Source organism: Kluyvera sp. STS39-E (genome assembly GCF_040932435.1).
In the GTDB taxonomy this organism is placed as follows: Bacteria; Pseudomonadota; Gammaproteobacteria; order Enterobacterales; family Enterobacteriaceae; genus Kluyvera.
Genome location: NZ_JBFQGA010000002.1, coordinates 359,495 through 377,153 on the forward strand (window position 1 = coordinate 359,495; position 17,659 = coordinate 377,153).

Genomic DNA, 17,659 nt, shown 5'->3' on the forward strand with positions numbered 1-17,659 from the left:
CAAGTTACGCTTCCCCGGCCCCCACCTTGAAGCGTAAAATCCCGCCGTAACCGCAATACCCCCACTTTGTTCACAGAAGGATTTCCCCATGAATAATGGGACGGATTACTGCGCCATTCTGCGCGCGGAAACGCCCATCATTGACGTTCGCGCGCCGATTGAGTTCGCGCATGGCGCAATGCCCGCCGCCATCAACCTGCCATTGATGACTGACGAAGAACGTGCCGCCGTCGGTACCTGCTACAAACGCGAGGGAGCTGAAGCCGCGCTGGCGTTGGGGCACAAACTGGTCGCCGGGGAGAACCGCCAGCAGCGTATTGAAGCTTGGCTGGACGCCTGCCGCCGAGCGCCGAACGGATACCTATGCTGCGCGCGCGGCGGGCAGCGTTCGCACATCACCCAGAGTTGGATTAAGGACAATGGGGTCAACTACCCGCTGATCGTTGGCGGCTACAAAGCGCTGCGCCAGGCAGCAATAAAGGCTACCGAAGAACTGGTTCGTCATCCAATAATCCTTATCGGTGGCTGTACCGGCAACGGCAAAACGCCGCTGGTTCGTCAACAGCCGCAGGGCATTGACCTTGAAGGGCTGGCGCATCATCGCGGTTCGTCATTTGGCCGCACGCTTAACGCCCAATTTTCCCAAGCCACCTTTGAAAACCATCTGGCGACGGCGCTGTTACAGGGCGCTCATGAGCAGGAAAGCGTGCGTTGGGTGCTGGAAGATGAAGGCCGGATGATCGGCGCCAACCATCTCCCAGAATGCCTGCGTGACAGAATGGCACAATCACCAATCGCGGTGGTGGAAGACCCGTTCGAGCTGCGTATTGAACGTCTGCGTGAAGAATATTTCACCCGCATGCATCACGACTTTTTCGCCGCCTACGGGGAAGAGCAAGGCTGGGAAGAGTACAGCGCTTATCTGCACCACGGCCTGTACGCCATTCGCCGCCGTTTGGGGCTGCAGCGCTTTGCCGAACTGACCGCCACGCTTGATGCGTCGCTGGCCGAGCAGCGCCGTAGCGGTTCCACCGAGGTGCATTTCGCATGGCTGGTGCCGCTGCTCAACGAATACTACGACCCGATGTACCGCTATCAGTTGGAGAAGAAAGCCGACAAAATCGTCTTCCGTGGTACCTCAGAAGACGTCGTGCACTGGCTTTCAACCCACGCTTAGGCTTTAAAAAGCCAGCAGGCAGCAAAATGACGCGGTGCAATTTCCTGCATCGGCGGCTCCTGCTGCTGACACTGCGGCATCACCTGCGGACAACGGCTGCAAAAACGGCAGCCGCTAATGTCCGCCGTCGGACTGGGGATCTCCCCCTTTAAACCATCCAGTTCAAGCTGCGAAATACGCGGGTCCGGCACCGGTACCGAGGCCAGCAGCGCTCGGGTATACGGATGCGCCGGGCGTTGATACAGATCACCGGCAGGAGCAACCTCCACCAGTTTGCCGAGATACATCACCCCAATGCGGCTGGAAATATGCCGCACCATCGACAGGTCATGAGCGATAAACAAATAGGTTAGCCCCAGCTCCTGCTGGAGATCTTGGAGGATGTTCACCACCTGCGCCTGTACCGACACATCTAGCGCCGACAGCGGTTCATCACACAGCACGAACTCCGGACGTACCGATAGCGCCCGGGCAATGCTAATACGCTGGCGCTGGCCGCCGCTGAATTCATGTGGGAAACGTGTCAGGTGCTCAGGCTTAAGTCCCACTTTGTACAGCATCTCCTGAGCGCGTTCGCGTTGAGTTTGCGCGTCGTAACCGTGAATTTTCATCGGCTCCGCCACCAACTGCTGCACCGTCATTCCAGGATTAAGCGAAGACCAAGGGTCTTGGAATATAGCCTGCATGCGACGACGCAGTGGCTTGAGGTTTTTTTCTGATGCCTGCGCAATATCCTGCCCGGCAAAAGCTATTTCGCCGGAGGTGATATCAAACAGCCGGAGAATGGCGCGCCCGACCGTCGACTTGCCGCAGCCGGATTCCCCGACCAGCCCGAAGGTTTCTCCCGATTGAATATCAAAACTGACGCCGTCGACTGCTTTCACCACGCGCTTTTGGCTGAACAGGCCGCCGCTGAGATCGTAGTGTTTACGCACGTCGCGCAGACGAATTAACGGTGACTCGCTCATGCTGACACCTCCTGTTGTGACCATAGCCAACACGCAACCCGGTGCCCTTCGCCGCGTGAAGTTAATGCGGGGCGCCCTTTACATTGCGGCATGCGCTGCGAACAGCGTTCGGCAAACGGGCAACCCGGTGGCGGGTTTAGCAGCCCCGGGGGTGAACCCTCAATAGGCGACAGCCGGTGCTCCGGATCGTCGGCGCGCGGCAAAGAGGCAAGCAGCCCCTGGGTATACGGGTGAGCCGGACGGAGGAAAATATCTTCAACGCTCCCCTCTTCCATCACCAGCCCACCGTACATCACCACCACCCGGCTGCACATTTGCGCCACCACGCCAAGGTCGTGGGTGATCAGTAAAATCGCCGTTTGGGTTTGCTGTTGCAGCAATTTCAGCAAGCGCAGGATTTGCGCCTGAATAGTGACATCCAGCGCGGTGGTCGGTTCATCGGCGATCAGCACCTGCGGGTCACAGGAGAGCGCAATCGCAATCATCACCCGCTGGCGCATGCCGCCGCTGAATTCATGTGGATATTGGTTAAAACGTCGTGGCGCATCGGCAATACCGACGCTGTCGAGCATCGCCAGCGCCTTCTCGCGAGCAGATTTTCGGCTTAACCCTTTATTACGCATCAGGATTTCCGCCATCTGATGGCCAATCGTCAGCACCGGATTTAGCGCAGTCATCGGGTCTTGGAAAATCATGGCAATATCATTGCCGCGGATCTGTCGCATCTGCGGCGGCGTTTTTTGCGCCAAATCGTCACCGCGAAAACGCACGCTACCACCGGTAATTTTGCCGTTATTGCCCAGCAGTTGAAGAATCGATTTGCAGGTGACGCTTTTGCCGCATCCCGATTCGCCGACGATACCGACCAGCTCCCCAGCGTTGAGCGCAAAGCTGACGCCGCGCACCGCATGCACTTCGCCATCGCGGGTGAAAAATGAGGTTTGCAGGTTATCGAGTTCAAGCAAGTTATGCATCGCGGTTGGCCCCCGGTTCGAAGGCGGTGCGGAACACGTCGCCGAGTACGTTGAAGCTAAAGACGGTAAGCAGGATCAATATGCCCGGGAACATGGCTAACCATGAGGCGTCACCAATATAAGACTGCGCATTGTTCAACATGCTGCCCCACGAGGCGGCGGGCTGCTGGACGCCAAGACCTAAGAAGCTAAGCGTTGATTCCATCAAAATGGCCGACGCGATATTCAGCGTCGCGGCGACGATAATTGTCGGCAGCACACCGGGGATAATATGGCGGGCAATAATGCGCAGCGGATTTTCCCCGGAAGCACGAGCATACAGAACGTATTCACGCTCCTTAATGGATAGCGTCTCTGCACGCACCAGCCGCGACATATTCATCCAGGTTAACAAGCTGATAATCATAATAATATTATCGACACCCGGCTTCAGGTAAGCATTCAGAACCAGCAATAAGAAGAAAGCTGGAATAGCCATCAGAATATCAACGGCACGCATCATCAGATTATCCAACCAGCCGCCAAAATAGCCGCTAACCGTGCCGACAACGGTGCCAATCAGAGTGGAAAACAGCATCGCCAAGAAGCCGACCATCAGCGATATTCGCCCACCGGACAGCGCGCGGGTGAAATAGTCACGGCCATATTCGTCGGTGCCAAACCAATGCGCGGCATCAGGTGGCAGCATGCGGGCGGCCAGCGACATCTGGTCCGGATCGTAAGGACTCAAACCTGCAGACAGTGCCGCAAGAATAAAAACAAACAGCACCAGCAAGGAAAACTGCGCCGGACGATTGCGGCGGAGCTGGTGGCCAACGTTTTGCCAGCGTCGATTCATCGTCGGTTACCTCAAAGTACGAATGCGGGGATCGGCCACGCGATACAGCAGATCGGCCAGCAGATTGCCAACGATCAGCATCAGCGACGACAGCAGGATGATCGCCATGATCAGCGGATAATCGAGCGAGGTGATCGCCTGTATCCCCAACAATCCCATCCCCGGCCAGGAGAACACGCTTTCGGTGACGTAAGCGCCCACCACCAGCTCGCCAAACGACAGACCAAACAGGGTGATAACCGGCAACAGCACGTTTTTCAGCACATGGCGAAACAGGATGGTGCGGTAGGTTGCGCCATAGGCCAGCTGTGTCTGCACGTAGTCCGCCGACAGTTGGGTAATGGTGTTAGACCGCACGTAGCGCACGTAGGTTGAGAGGTTGTAAAACATCAGCGCGATGCAGGGTAATATGCCGTGACGCAGCACGTCCAGCCAGCTGTCCTCGACGCCGATGGTGCGCATTCCCATGCTCGGAAACCAGTTGAGCTGCACCGAAAAGACGGTAATCAACAGAATGCCAAACCAGAAAATGGGCACCGATATCCCGACATAGGCAAACAGGTTTAGCACGTAGTCGAGCCAACGATGTTTGAATGCCCCGGCCAACAGACCCAGCGGTACCGCCAGTACAATCGCCAGCAACAAGGAGGCCCCCATCAAGCCCAGCGTGGCGGGAATACGTTCGAGGATCATCTCCAGTACTGGACGGTGGTAAATCAGCGAGTAACCGAGATCACCTTGCAGGATATTTTTCAGCCACAGCAGATATTGGTTGACCAGCGGCTTATCCAGCCCAAGGCTATGGCGGATACGCTCAATATCCTCCGGCGACATGCGCGGCGTGATGTACGCCTGAATGGGGTCACCAGGGGCAAGCTTGACCAGCAAAAACGCCACCAGCGAAATAAAGAAAAGCATCGGCAGCAGCTGTAGCAGCCGACGAGTCAGCATTGTGTTCACGACATTCCCTTCACAAAAAGCCCCCGACATCGGGGGCTAATCTTGCTTATTGTTGGTAGAGTTTGGATAAATCTTGGAACATATAAACCGGTTTTGGCTCCGCTTCCTGAATACCACCAAAACGCTTATCCACCGCCACCACCGCATTACCGTAGGCAATCGGATAGTAGGTCATATCAGTGGCAACCACCTGCTGAAGTTGCTTGTAGATTTCTGCGCGTTTCGCGCTATCGGTCTCAATCGCGCCTTTATCCCACAGGGCATCAAACTGCGGATTTTTATAGTGTGCGTAGTTATAGGCTTCGTTGCTCATAAACAACGATTTATAGCCGTCCGGCTCAGGCCCCATGATGTAACCGCCAAGGCTCAGTTCGTAAGCGGTGTTTTTCATATCGAGGCTGCGCTGCGACATGGCGTTGGCATCCAGCGGCATTAGCTCGACGTTAACGCCCAGCGCTTTGAGCTGCTGCTGAATATACAGCCCCATGCTTTCCTGGGTTTTATTGGTATTGACGTAGGCCAGCCGCAGCTTCAGGTCGCTTGGCGCGCCGGAGGCTTTGAGCAGATCCTTGGCTTTTTGCAGATCGTAGGCGTACTGCTCAACATCATCGGAGTGATACAACGTATCCGGCGTCAGGAACGAGGTCGCCGGTTTGGCATAGTCGAGAGAGGTAAAAGCTGTGGTGACCAGATCGTTTTTGTTCAGCGCATAGGCTATTGCCTGACGCAGTTCCTTGCTCTGCATCACCGGGACGTTCTGGTTAAAGACCATGTAGGCTAGACGCCCTTCCGGGTAGGTCACGAAGTTAAACTTATCGGTTTTTTTCAGCCGCGACACGTCCTGCGGGTCAACCATTTTGAGGTTGATCTCGCCGTTTTGCAGCGCAAGATTGGCCGAGTTGCTGTCTTTGGCAAAACGATAGGTGACGGAATCCAGCTTCGCTTTGCCGTTCCAGTAGTCGTCAAAACGCGTTAGGGCGTAGTACTGGCCCGCACGATATTCTTTAAATTTGAATGGCCCGGAACCTACCGGCGCATCGTTTTTGCCGCTCTTTTCCAGATCGCTTTCGTTAGCGAACACGTGCTGCGGGATCGGGTAGATCTGCACCAGTGTGCCAACAAACGCCGCGCTCACCTGCGGCAGGGTAAATTTCACCGTGAGATCGTCCACCTTGCTTACCTGTACCGGCTTGCCGCCGTACATAAACATGCTGCGGAAGAAGCTGTGTTGTTTTTCATCCAGCAGCTTATCAAAGGTGAAGACCACGTCAGCGGCAGTGATCGGCTGCCCGTCCTGCCACTTCAGATTCGGTTTAAGCTTCAGGATATAGCTGAGATTATCCGCAGAAGGCTCCAGGCTTTCCGCCAGACCCCACTCGATCTTCCCGTCGTTATAGCTGTACAGCGGCGCATAGAGCGCCTGCATGATGGTCAACGTGGTACGGTCGCTGGCGTAAATCGGGTTCACTGCCAGCGGGTCGCCGGAGGTAATGCCAATAATCAGCGAGCCGCCTTCTTTCGCCGCGCTGCTGGCGACCGGAGCATTAGCGGTTTCTTTATTTTTTGCATCGTCACAACCGGTGAGACCCAACGCCAGCGAAATAAATGCCGCGGGGATGAATAATTTACGCATACCTCACTCACTCCTTACCCTTTAAAATTATTCTTCTTTCAAAGAAATAAACCGACAGACCCGGTGGTAAACATCAGTTTCAACGGCGCAGCACTGACCGTATATCCGGTTTTATTGTTAACCCGGTATATAAGCGCCTTAATCAATGAGTAAGCAATTGATTCCCCTTCACGTTGTTAACCGCTTCACACTTCATCAACGAAGATAAAAGTCTGAATTTACAGGCAGATAACGCTCTGCGGCCGACAACATTAAATAAAAATCGGGGGTAGTTGAGGAGCGAAATTATAACCAACTGATGTGTAACAAAAAAGCGGGAATGGCGGCGGGAGTTAGACGTTTTATCACTATCTAAAGTTGAAAATAAACTAAACAAAGGGCGGCCTAAGCCGCCCTTTTAAACGATTAGAAATCGTAACGCAGACGCACCAGGTTCATATCACCCAAGTCATCGGTGCTGGAGGTAAATACGTGTTCGTAATCAACACGGAAACCATAATCCAGCTGGAAGCTAATACCCACGCCGTTATCGATACGCTGGTAGTTACGACCATTCACGTATTCAATACGGTCACCCATGAAGTATGGCTGAACGGATTTAAGCGCATACTGACCAACCGGGATTTTGTAACCCGCGAAGTATTCCACGCCCCATGCATCACCCGCGAAGTAGTCGTTAACGGACGCTTTCTTGGTGGTCATGAAGTTCTGGTACCAGCCGCCGCCGACAGAGAACGTCCAGTTATCCGGCGTCCAGCTCAATGCGGTACCGAGGATGTTCTGATCGTAGGTTTTGCTGTCGTTGCTGTTGACGGTATTCATATCCGCACGGGTATAGTTCCATGCAGTACCCCAAGAGAGATCGTCGGTGATATGGTAATCCACGCCGAGTGAACCGCCGCCTTTACGTTTGTACAGTAGGCCGTTGTTCAGGTTCAGATCGTCGTTGAACAGATAAGAAGCGTAGAGATCAACGTCGCCTACAGTTTTCTTATATTTTAGAGATTTACGAGTACGGTAAGAACCATCGTAATCGCCGTTGATACCGTTGCCTGGTGCCTGACCAATCATGTCATAGTCCCAGATATCGGTTTTTGCGCCGACCACATCATAGTAGATGCTGTTTTGTTGACCGAAGGTCAGCGTACCCCAGGTATCGCTCTTCAGGCCGGTGTAGAGCATACGACGGGTGGTGTCGTTTGCGCCTTCAGCGTGGTGGTTATCCCAGTCGAAGACTGCAGGAATGTTCACGCCCAGTTCGTAGTAGCTGACCCAGCTAATGTCGTCGAACAGGTAGTAATCAGCAGCAAAGCGGAAACGGGTGCCGCCATCGAAGCCGTTACGTTTGTAAGAACCTTTATCGCCGTCACCGGTCATCATGTTGAACTGTGGACGGATACTCCCGCCTACGGTGAAGTTCAGACGGCTCAGCGGATTACCAGCCTGAGTATCCTGCTTGAGCAGGGTAATTTCAGCCTGGGATGCGAAAGACGTCAAAGCCACTGCAGCACCGATCGATAACGCCAGTGCTTTCATTTTTATAGTCATTATTTTTCCTTGATAGATTGCGAGCCAACTATCTGGCTGACAAATATTATCGTCTATTAATAAATTCCACCTCGCTGATTTTTAATGAAACGTGCGCTTTAGGTTTCCAGATTTACCGAATGGTGCCGTAAAAAAGGCAAGATGATGAAAGGATGAACAATTTATGGCGATGACAGAATGAGGGCGTGCCGCCATCCGGCAGCGTGCCCTGAATGCCTGATGGCGCTACGCTTATCAGGCCTACCTGAACTGAACCCGTCCTTGTAGGCCGGATAAGGTGTTTACGCCGCCATCCGGCAACGCGCCTGGATCTAGCCAGAGAACTGACGGAACAGCGCGCGCCCCTTCAGGAGCCGCAGACCAAGGCCCGCGCCGCACAGCGACAGCAAAAGCGCCCCGCACAGCGGCAGTGCGACCCACAGACGCCAGTCCGGCGACCATGGGAAATCAAAGACTTTGGTTTGCAGCATGGCCAGTGCGGTTTCAGCACCCATCGCCGCCACGAGGCCGGAAATGGCTCCAAGCAGCGCAAACTCAGCCCACAGCGTGGCGCGTAATAGCGACTTCCCGGCGCCCAGCGTGCGATAAACCACCAGCTCCTGATGCCGCTGACGCATTCCCACCTGCACTTGAGCCAGCAGCAACAGTACGCCGCAGGCGGTCACCAGCACCACCATCACCTCCAGCGCGCGGCTCACCTGCGCCAGCACCTGGCCGACCTGTTTCAAAATAGCGCCAATATCCAGCAGGCTGACCGTCGGAAACTCGCGGTTTAGCTGAGTAAGCAAGGAGGGATCGCGATCCCAGCGGAAGCTGGTCAGCCAGCTCTGCGGCTGACCGTCCAACGCACCGTCGGCGAAGATAAAGAAGAAGTTTGGCCGCAAGCTCTCCCAGTCCACTTTACGAATACTGCTGACCTTGGCGCTGAAGTCCTGGGTATCACCGGTAAAGGTCACGCTGTCGCCAAGGCGAATATTTAGCCGCTGCGCCAGTCCCTCTTCAATGGAGACTTCCCCGGTTTTCGGCGGCCAGACGCCCGCCACCAGCGGGTTATGCTCCGGTCGTTGATCCTGCCAGGTAAGGTTCAACTCACGGTTGAGCGACTCATCTTTATTGCCCTCAGTACTGTGGCCATCAATCTGCGTCAGGCGGGCCCTTACGATCGGATAGAACGCCGCCGGGATCACCTGATGATCGGCGAGGAAGGTTTTCACCTCACTCACCTGCTCCGGGGCGATATTGATGAGGAAATAGTTCGGGCTTTCCGGCGGCAACTGCTGCTGCCAGCGATCCAACAGATCGCCACGCAGCACCAGCAATAACGCCAGCAACATAAACGACAGCGAGAAGGCCGCCAACTGACTCAGCGTTGACCAAGGCTGGCGTAGCAGGCGGTTGACCGCCAGGCGCAGCGGCAGCGCGCGCAATGTCAGACGCTTAAGTACCTTCAGCAACAGCCAGCCGACCAGCCCGCACAGCGCCGCCAGCACCACGGCCCCGGCCAATACCGACCATAACAGCGGACTTCCGCCCATCAGCCACGCCAACAGCGCCACGGTAACCATACAAACCAGCGGCAGATAGATTTTCAGCGGCCAAACGGTAGCCACCATATCTTGGCGCAGCACGCGTAACGGCTGGGTCGCCAGCAATAAACGATAGGGACGCAAACCGACCAGCAGCGAAATCACTGTCATCGACCCCACGGCCCACAGCCACGGCCAGCCGCTGGCGGCGGGTAACGCCGCGGGCAGTACCGGTTTTAACAGCGCGAGCAGGATAGACTCAAACAACATCCCCATCGCGCCGCCCGCCAGCGCCGACAGCGCTAGCAGCAGCACCCATTGACCGATAATCAGCTTACGCAGTTGCGCTCGCCCGGCGCCTAAAGTTTTCAGGATGGCGACCAAATCGTAACGGCTACGGCAGTAATGCCCCATCGCCACGGCGACGGCCGCCACCGCCAGCAGCAGCGTGAGCAGCGCCGAAAGCAGCAAGAACTGCTGTGAACGCTGCAGTGATTTACCCAATGCGCCATCATCCTGGTTCGGCCCCAGCCAACGATGCTCAGGCTTCAGCTGCGGCAACAGCCAGCTTTCGTAGCTCGCCAGCGCAGGTGCCGTTCCCGCGAATTTATACTGCCAACTCACCCGGCTGCCGGGCTGCACCGCGCCGGTTTTCGCCACGTCAGCCATGTTCATCATCAATCTTGGGGCCAGTTGGAACGGGTTAAAGCCGCTGTCCGGCTCCTGCACGACTTCACCGGCAATGCGTAACGTGACGTCGCCGACGTCAATATTGTCACCGGTTTTCAGGTTCAGCAGCGCCATCAGACGCGGCGCCATCAGCACCGTGCCCGCCTGCGGTTTGATGTTGGCTGGCAGCGTTTGTAGCTCGCCATACAGCGGGTAGCTGTCATCCACCGCTTTTACGTCCGCCAGTTGCGGCGTGTCGCCCGCCCACGTCATGGTGGAGAAGTTAATCTGCTCGCCCACCGTGAGGCCCAGCGCCCGTGCTTTTTCCAGCCATTCAGGCGGGACTTCACGCGAGCTGCGCAGCGCCCGGTCGCCGGCCATATAGTCGCGGCTTTGCTGGTTGAGCCCTTTATCCATTCGGTCGCTAATGCTGCCCAACGCCAGCACGCAGGCCACCGCAAGGCTTAGCGCCAACCAGACAATTAACAGCGACGGCGAACGCCATTCGCGCCAGAACCAGCGTAGGATCATGCTTCCTCCCGGAGTTGCCCATCCACCAGGCGCAGGCGGCGATCGCAGCGGGCTGCCAATTGGGCATCGTGGGTAACAAGGATAAGCGTGGTGCCGTGTTCGCGGTTTAAAGAAAATAGCAGGTCGGCAATTTTGTCACCGGTCTGACGGTCGAGGTTGCCGGTCGGTTCATCAGCAAACAGCAAATCGGGCTTGCCGTTAAAGGCCCGCGCCAACGCCACGCGCTGCTGCTCACCGCCGGAAAGCTGTGCTGGAAGATGATGCAGACGCTTGCCCAGCCCCAGTTGTTCCAGCAGCGCTTTCGCGCCATGTCGGCTCTGATTATCACTTTCACCGCGCAGCAACGCTGGCAGCTCCACGTTTTCTTGTGCATTGAGCGTGGGGATCAACATAAATGATTGAAAAACAAAACCGATATGCTGAGCTCGCAGCCGTGCGCGCGCCTCTTCGTCCATATTCTCGAGCGAATGACCCAGCAGCTTTACCTGACCGCTGCTCCCGTCATCCAAACCGGCTAGGATAGCCAGCAACGTTGACTTGCCGGAGCCGGACTCGCCAATTAAAGCAAGGGTTTGCGCCGGTTTGACAATCAGGTTAACTCCGGTAAGGATGGAAAGCTCATGCTCCCCCTGACCGACGGATTTCTTAAGATGATGAACTTCAAGTACGTTTTCCGCTGGCATTTGCCTGTCCTGTTTTTGATTCTGTTGAGCTTTCGCGCCGCGGCGGCGGACACGCTATTGGTTCTCGGCGACAGCCTTAGCGCGGGCTATCGCATGGCGGCCAATACCGCCTGGCCTGCCCTGCTAAACGAGAAATGGCAGCCTAAAATCACGGTGATAAATGCCAGCATCAGCGGCGACACCGCCCAGCAGGGGCTGGCTCGTCTCCCCGCACTGCTCAAGCAGCACCAGCCGCGCTGGGTATTGGTAGAGCTCGGCGGTAACGATGGCCTACGCGGTTTCCAGCCTCAGGAAGTCGAGAAAACCCTACGTGTTATTTTGCAGCAACTTAAAGCCGCCAACGTTCAACCGCTATTAATGCAAATTCGTCTGCCCGCAAACTATGGACGCCGCTATAATGAGGCCTTTAGCGCCGTGTATCCGAAGCTTGCCAGTGAATTCACCGTGCCACTGCTGCCCTTCTTTATGGAAGAGGTCTACCTCAAGCCGCAGTGGATGCAGGATGATGGCATTCATCCCAACCGTGACGCCCAGCCGTTTATTGCCGACTGGATGGCGACACGTCTGGCTCCATTAGTTAATCACGACGCCGGGAAGTAAAGCGGTGTCTTCAGGTAAAGTTATGCAAAAATCGGTCTTAATTACAGGATGTTCCAGTGGAATTGGCTTGGAAAGCGCACTTGAGCTTAAGCGCCAAGGGTTTCACGTGCTGGCCGCCTGCCGCAAACCCGAGGATGTCAAACGCATGGATGGCATGGGCCTGACGGGGATTTTGCTTGATCTCGACAGCCCGGAGAGCGTGGATAATGCTGCAGACCAGGTGATTGCGCTGACCAATAATCATCTTTTCGGCCTGTTTAATAACGCCGGATACGGTGTTTATGGCCCGTTGGAAAGCATAAGCCGCGCGCAAATGGTGCAGCAGTTTTCCGCCAACTTTTTTGGCGTCCACCAGTTAACCACGCGTTTGCTGCCAGCAATTGTGCCGCACGGCGAGGGGCGTATTGTGATGACCTCATCGGTAATGGGGCTTATCTCCACGCCGGGTCGTGGGGCGTATGCTGCCAGTAAATATGCGCTGGAAGCTTGGTCTGATGCGCTGCGTATGGAGCTTCGCCATACCGGCGTCAAAGTCAGCCTGATTGAACCTGGCCCGATTCGCACCCGCTTTACCGACAACGTCAACCAGACCAGCGACAAAGCCGTGGAAAACCCAGGCATTGCAGCGCGCTTTACCCTTGGCCCAGACGCGGTGGTGGAAAAAGTGCGTCACGCGTTTATTAGCGATAAACCCAAGCTGCGTTATCCAGTCACGCTGGTCACTCACGCGGTTGGTTGGCTAAAACGCCTGCTGCCGGGCCGGTTGATGGACAAAATTCTGCAGGGCTAAGTTGAAGCATGCGCTTTTGCCCCCATCTCGAATACAAACCGAATATAGGGAATGACTGATGTCCGTACAGAGTATCGTAAATATTACCGAGGCTAACCTACACCAGACGCTGGAACAATCCGCGACTATCCCGGTGTTATTCTATTTTTGGTCTGAGCGCAGCCAGCATTGTCTGGATCTGACGCCGGTTCTGGAAAGCTTGGCCGCACAGTACCACGGTCAATTTATTCTGGCGAAAGTTGACTGTGATGCCGAGCAGATGGTCGCTTCCCAGTTTGGCCTGCGCGCTATTCCTACCGTGTATCTGTTCCAAAACGGCCAGCCGGTAGACGGCTTCCAAGGCCCGCAGCCGGAAGAGGCGATTCGCGCGTTGCTGGATAAAGTGCTGCCGCGTGAAGAAGAGCTGAAGGCACAGCAGGCGCTGGCGCTGATTCAGGAAGGCAATCACGCCGAGGCGCTGCCTCTACTGAAAGACGCCTGGCAGCTCTCCGGCCAAGACAGCCAGATTGGCCTGCTGCTGGCGGAGACGCAAATTGCACTCAACCGTTCAGACGATGCGGAAGCGGTGCTGAAAACCATTCCGTTACAGGATCAGGACACCCGTTATCAGGGGCTGCTGGCACAAATTGAGCTCTTGAAACAAGCGGCTGATACGCCGGAAATCCAGCTGTTACAGCAGCAGGTTGAACAGAATCCCGACGATGCAGAGCTTGCCACCAAGCTTGCGTTACAGCTTCATCAGGTAGGGCGTAACGAAGAGGCGCTGGAGCTGCTGTTCAGCCATCTGCGTAAAGATCTGGGCGCCGCGGACGGTCAGGCGCGCAAAATGCTGCAAGAGATTCTGGCCGCACTCGGCACCGGCGATGCGCTGGCGTCTAAGTACCGCCGCCAGCTTTATTCACTGCTGTACTGATCGAGCCTCTCGGCGGCGCACACCATGCCTGATGGCGCTTCGCTTATCAGGCCTACCTGTTTAGAGCCAGTCCTCGTAGTCCGGAGAAGGCGGTTACGCCGCCATCCGGCAACGGCGTTGCACACCATGCCTGATGGCGCTTCGCTTATCAGGCCTACCTGTTCAGAGCCAGTCCTCGTAGGCCGGATAAGGCGGTTACGCCGCCATCCGGCAACGGCGTTGCACACCATGCCTGATGGCGCTTCGCTTATCAGGCCTACCTGTTTAGAGCCAGTCCTCGTAGGCCGGATAAGACGGTTACGTCGCCATCCGGCAACGGCGTTGCACCCCATGCCTGATGGCGCTTCGCTTATCAGGCCTACCTGTTTAGAGCCAGTCCTCGTAGGCCGGATAAGGCGTTTACGCCGCCATCCGGCAACGGCTACGGCATCAAACTTTGTTTTTCAACTGGGTCACCACCAGCTGGTGACGGGCATTGTAAAACTTCCGGTAGGTCAGGTAGCAGGCGATGATCGTCGACAGGCTGGCGGTAGATAACAGCATAAACGTCACCATGATCTGATACTTAATCGCTTTTACCGGATCGATACCGGCAAAAATCAGCCCGGACATCATCCCCGGCAAGCTCACCAGCCCAACGGTTTTCGCCGAATCGACGGTGGGGATAAGCGATGCGCGTATGCTTTCGCGAATAAGCCGCGCTGAGGCCATTTTCGGCGTGGCCCCAAGACTCAATTTCTCCTGAATCTGCTGCTGCTCGGCGCTAAAGCGTTGGCCCAGATTGTTGTAGCACAGCCCCACCGCAATCATCGCGTTCCCGGCAATCATCCCGGAAATCGGGATCACCTGCATCGGCACGAATGCAATCGAACCGGAAAACACCAGCACTGCTAACGTCAATCCGGCACCGGTGGTAATGGCGATAAATGATGAGACAAACGCTTTATCAATATATTTGCTGCGCTTTTGCGCGTTATAAGCGGCGTTAAAGCAGATAAACAGCACCATCAGCAGCGTCAGCACCGCGTGGTTCACGTTGAAGATATACTTCAGCACGTAGCCGACGATCACCAGTTGGACAACCGCCCGACAAATGCTCCAGATAATGTCTTTTTCCAGCGCCAACTTTTCCCGGTAGCTCACCAGCACCGCCACCAGAACCAACACCATCGACAGTGCTAATGATTCATTGGTAATTGTATGTTCATTCATGATGGGCCTCCTGCACGCTATCGCGATGGGATGGCAGCGTGATCACCTCATCCGCATGGCTAATTTCATCTTTATCGTGCGTCACCCACAGCACCGCAACCTGCTTATCGCGAACGTAGCGATGAATAATGTCGTTGACGTTCTTTTTATTTTGCTCGTCGAGCGCGCTAGTTATTTCATCCAGCAGCAACACCTTAGGCAAGAATTGCAGATTACGGATTAACGACACCCGCTGCTTTTCTCCGCCGGAAAGCTCGTTTATCGATTTAGACAGCGTCTCTTCCGGAAGGCCAAAGCGCGTTAATTGCGCGAGAAAGCTCTCTGGCTCCGGCTGCTGCTGGCGGATTTGCCAAGGGAAAATCAGGTTGTCATAGACCGTGTCGCCAAATAGCGCTGGCGTTTGCGCACAGTAGGAAACCTGCTGACGGTAGGTCTCCGGCGAGAGTGTGTCGGTGGCTTTGCCTTCAAAAAGGATCTGGCCCGTGGTCGGTGAAAGCAGCGAGGCCACAATTTTTAATAAAGTACTTTTTCCACAGCCGGAAGGACCGGTAATCAGCTTAAATTCGCCGGGCGCGACGCTGAGATTTATCCCTTCCAGAATGGTATTGCCACCAATATCAAAGCCCACCTGTTGGAGCTGCAAAATAGCGTTATTTTCCGTCATTGCCTTTCCATGTCCTGATTCATACTTTTTGTGTCTCTAGTGTAACGCCAATTAATTTCAGGGGGCGAATTTCACCGCTATAGCCGATATACTTGATTGAGTTACGGACAGTTAAACAGGAGGTTTTATGCTGGTATTTATCCCGATTCTTATCTTTGTCGCGCTGGTCGTTGTGGCCGCCGGTGTCAAAATCGTGCCGCAGGGCTATCAATGGACGGTCGAACGATTTGGCCGCTACACGAAAACGCTGCACCCGGGCTTAAGCTTGGTCGTCCCATTTATGGATAGAATTGGTCGCAAGATCAACATGATGGAACAAGTGCTCGATATCCCCTCTCAGGAAGTGATTTCGAAAGATAACGCCAACGTTTCTATTGATGCCGTTTGTTTTATTCAGGTTATTGATGCGCCAAAAGCGGCGTATGAGGTCAGCAACCTTGAGCTGGCGATTATCAACCTGACAATGACCAACATTCGTACCGTCCTCGGCTCGATGGAGCTTGATGAAATGCTCTCCCAGCGCGATAACATCAACACGCGCCTGCTGCATATCGTCGATGAAGCCACCAACCCGTGGGGCATCAAAATTACCCGTATTGAAATTCGCGATGTGCGTCCACCGGCAGAACTTATCGATGCGATGAACGCGCAGATGAAGGCCGAACGAACCAAGCGTGCCTACATTCTCGAAGCGGAAGGTATTCGCCAAGCGCAGATCGTCAAAGCCGAAGGGGAAAAACAGGCGCAAATCCTGACCGCGGAAGGTGAACGCCAGTCAGCGTTCCTGCAGGCAGAAGCGCGTGAACGTTCTGCCGAAGCGGAAGCGCGAGCCACAAAAATGGTTTCTGAAGCTATCTCGGCTGGGGACATTCAGGCGATTAACTACTTTGTCGCGCAGAAATACACCGACGCGCTGCAGAAAATTGGCTCAGCCAATAACAGCAAAGTGGTGATGATGCCGCTGGATGCCAGCAGCTTAATGGGCTCTATTGCTGGGGTTGCCGAACTGATTAAAGACAGCAGCCGCGATCGGAAATCATCATGATAGCCCTGGTGCTGACGCACCCGCATCTCTTCTGGCTGAGTCTTGGCGGCCTGCTGTTGGCCGCCGAGATGCTCGGCGGCAGCGGCTACCTGCTGTGGAGCGGCGTGGCGGCGGCGGTAACTGGCCTACTGACGTGGGTCTTACCGCTTGGCTGGGAGTGGCAGGGAACGCTGTTTGCGGTGCTTACGCTGCTGGCAGCTTGGCTGTGGTGGAAGTGGCTGAATCAACGCGCGAGCCGTCAGCGTCCTGCTGAAAATCAGCTAAACCAACGCGGCCAACAGCTACTTGGGCAACGATTTACGCTCGATAACGCACTGGTTAACGGACGCGGCCATATGCGCGTGGGCGACAGTTCGTGGCCGGTCATTGCCGATGACGACCTGCCCGCGGGCAGTAAAGTTGAAGTACTGGCGGTCGAAGGGATCGTCCTGCGAATCAGGTTAACCCCTTCACGCTAGGCATCAGGCCTGAGCTTTACGGTGGCAGCAGCCGGACAGATTATCAATAATCGGGCAATCGGCGCTGTCATCGCCCGGACAGGACGCGGCCAGCGACATTAACTGGTCGCGCATCACCTGCAAGTCGCTAATATGGCGTTCAATATCTGCTACTTTTTGCAGCGTGTAGGCTTTCACATCGGCGCTGTGCCGTTTGGGATCGTTGAACAAATTCACCAGTTCACCGCACTCTTCCAAGTTAAACCCCACCTGGCGCGCCTGACGCAGTAGCGTAAACTCATCAAGGTGCTTTTGCGTGTAACTACGGTAGCCGTTCTCGCTGCGCAGCGGCGGCGTCACCAACCCTTTCTCTTCATAAAAGCGAATGGCTTTGCTTGTCAGGCCGGTTTTTTTGGCAACATCACTGATATTCACGTTTCCCCCTTGACCTTCCCCTTGCTGGAAGGTTTAACCTTCATAACTGTAGACCA

17 protein-coding genes are annotated in these 17,659 nt (G+C 55.3%); 6 read left to right on the forward strand and 11 right to left on the reverse strand.

Features of this window, described 5'->3' with window-relative positions; translation table 11 throughout:
• The first annotated feature begins 88 nt into the window (after positions 1-88).
• Entirely contained in the window at positions 89-1,177 is a 1,089-nt protein-coding gene (gene mnmH, locus AB4K05_RS05270; protein WP_368478944.1) for a tRNA 2-selenouridine(34) synthase MnmH, read from the forward strand.
• Here the strand turns inward: mnmH and AB4K05_RS05275 are convergent.
• The 8 genes from AB4K05_RS05275 to ybbA all read right to left on the reverse strand — a co-directional run bounded on the left by AB4K05_RS05275 (position 1,174) and on the right by ybbA (position 11,507).
• Positions 1,174-2,145 (reverse strand): ABC transporter ATP-binding protein, encoded by a 972-nt coding sequence (locus AB4K05_RS05275; protein ID WP_368478945.1) that lies wholly within the window; start codon positions 2,143-2,145, stop codon positions 1,174-1,176. The genes mnmH and AB4K05_RS05275 overlap by 4 nt on opposite strands.
• Positions 2,142-3,119, reverse strand: a complete 978-nt coding sequence (locus AB4K05_RS05280; protein WP_368478946.1) for an ABC transporter ATP-binding protein — start codon at positions 3,117-3,119, stop codon at positions 2,142-2,144. The genes AB4K05_RS05275 and AB4K05_RS05280 overlap by 4 nt, the downstream gene beginning before the upstream one ends.
• A complete protein-coding gene (locus tag AB4K05_RS05285) occupies positions 3,112-3,957 on the reverse strand; it encodes an ABC transporter permease (protein ID WP_368478947.1) in 846 nt (281 codons plus the stop codon). The genes AB4K05_RS05280 and AB4K05_RS05285 overlap by 8 nt, the downstream gene beginning before the upstream one ends.
• Positions 3,958-3,963: 6 nt before the next feature.
• Positions 3,964-4,908 (reverse strand): ABC transporter permease, encoded by a 945-nt coding sequence (locus AB4K05_RS05290; protein WP_368479167.1) that lies wholly within the window; start codon positions 4,906-4,908, stop codon positions 3,964-3,966.
• Between the two features lie 55 nt (positions 4,909-4,963).
• Positions 4,964-6,550, reverse strand: coding sequence for an ABC transporter substrate-binding protein (locus AB4K05_RS05295; RefSeq protein ID WP_368478948.1), 1,587 nt, complete (start codon positions 6,548-6,550; stop codon positions 4,964-4,966).
• A 405-nt stretch (positions 6,551-6,955) separates the two neighbouring features.
• Positions 6,956-8,098 (reverse strand): porin, encoded by a 1,143-nt coding sequence (locus AB4K05_RS05300; RefSeq protein ID WP_368478949.1) that lies wholly within the window; start codon positions 8,096-8,098, stop codon positions 6,956-6,958.
• A 311-nt stretch (positions 8,099-8,409) separates the two neighbouring features.
• Positions 8,410-10,824, reverse strand: coding sequence for a putative ABC transporter permease subunit YbbP (ybbP, locus tag AB4K05_RS05305; RefSeq protein ID WP_368478950.1), 2,415 nt, complete (start codon positions 10,822-10,824; stop codon positions 8,410-8,412).
• On the reverse strand, positions 10,821-11,507 hold the full coding sequence (ybbA, locus tag AB4K05_RS05310; RefSeq protein ID WP_368478951.1) for a putative ABC transporter ATP-binding protein YbbA: 687 nt from the start codon (positions 11,505-11,507) through the stop codon (positions 10,821-10,823). The genes ybbP and ybbA overlap by 4 nt, the downstream gene beginning before the upstream one ends.
• Between ybbA and tesA the strand changes: the two genes are divergently transcribed.
• The 3 genes from tesA to AB4K05_RS05325 are packed head-to-tail and all read left to right on the forward strand — an operon-like array spanning position 11,475 to position 13,810.
• The gene (tesA, locus tag AB4K05_RS05315; RefSeq protein WP_368478952.1) at positions 11,475-12,107 is read left to right on the forward strand and encodes a multifunctional acyl-CoA thioesterase I/protease I/lysophospholipase L1; all 633 of its coding nucleotides are present in this window, start codon (positions 11,475-11,477) and stop codon (positions 12,105-12,107) included. The two genes, ybbA and tesA, sit on opposite strands and share 33 nt — an antisense overlap.
• A gap of 22 nt (positions 12,108-12,129) precedes the next feature.
• The gene (locus AB4K05_RS05320; protein WP_368478953.1) at positions 12,130-12,897 is read left to right on the forward strand and encodes an SDR family oxidoreductase; all 768 of its coding nucleotides are present in this window, start codon (positions 12,130-12,132) and stop codon (positions 12,895-12,897) included.
• Between the two features lie 58 nt (positions 12,898-12,955).
• Entirely contained in the window at positions 12,956-13,810 is an 855-nt protein-coding gene (locus AB4K05_RS05325; protein ID WP_368478954.1) for a co-chaperone YbbN, read from the forward strand.
• A 429-nt stretch (positions 13,811-14,239) separates the two neighbouring features.
• Here AB4K05_RS05325 and fetB read toward each other — a convergent pair whose 3' ends face one another.
• Together fetB and fetA are read right to left on the reverse strand one after the other, a co-directional pair.
• Positions 14,240-15,022 (reverse strand): iron export ABC transporter permease subunit FetB, encoded by a 783-nt coding sequence (gene fetB, locus AB4K05_RS05330; protein ID WP_368478955.1) that lies wholly within the window; start codon positions 15,020-15,022, stop codon positions 14,240-14,242.
• Complete coding sequence (gene fetA, locus AB4K05_RS05335) at positions 15,015-15,686, reverse strand: iron ABC transporter ATP-binding protein FetA (RefSeq protein ID WP_368478956.1); 672 nt, start codon at positions 15,684-15,686, stop codon at positions 15,015-15,017. Before fetA ends, fetB begins: the two co-directional genes overlap by 8 nt.
• Positions 15,687-15,813: 127 nt before the next feature.
• Between fetA and AB4K05_RS05340 the strand changes: the two genes are divergently transcribed.
• Positions 15,814-16,731, forward strand: a complete 918-nt coding sequence (locus AB4K05_RS05340; RefSeq protein WP_368478957.1) for an SPFH domain-containing protein — start codon at positions 15,814-15,816, stop codon at positions 16,729-16,731.
• Positions 16,728-17,189: an NfeD family protein gene (locus tag AB4K05_RS05345; RefSeq protein WP_368478958.1), complete on the forward strand. Its 462-nt coding sequence runs from the start codon at positions 16,728-16,730 to the stop codon at positions 17,187-17,189. The genes AB4K05_RS05340 and AB4K05_RS05345 overlap by 4 nt, the downstream gene beginning before the upstream one ends.
• Before the next feature lie 3 nt (positions 17,190-17,192).
• Here the strand turns inward: AB4K05_RS05345 and cueR are convergent, their stop codons facing one another.
• Entirely contained in the window at positions 17,193-17,603 is a 411-nt protein-coding gene (gene cueR, locus AB4K05_RS05350) for a Cu(I)-responsive transcriptional regulator (RefSeq protein ID WP_368478959.1), read from the reverse strand.
• Positions 17,604-17,659: the final 56 nt, after the last annotated feature.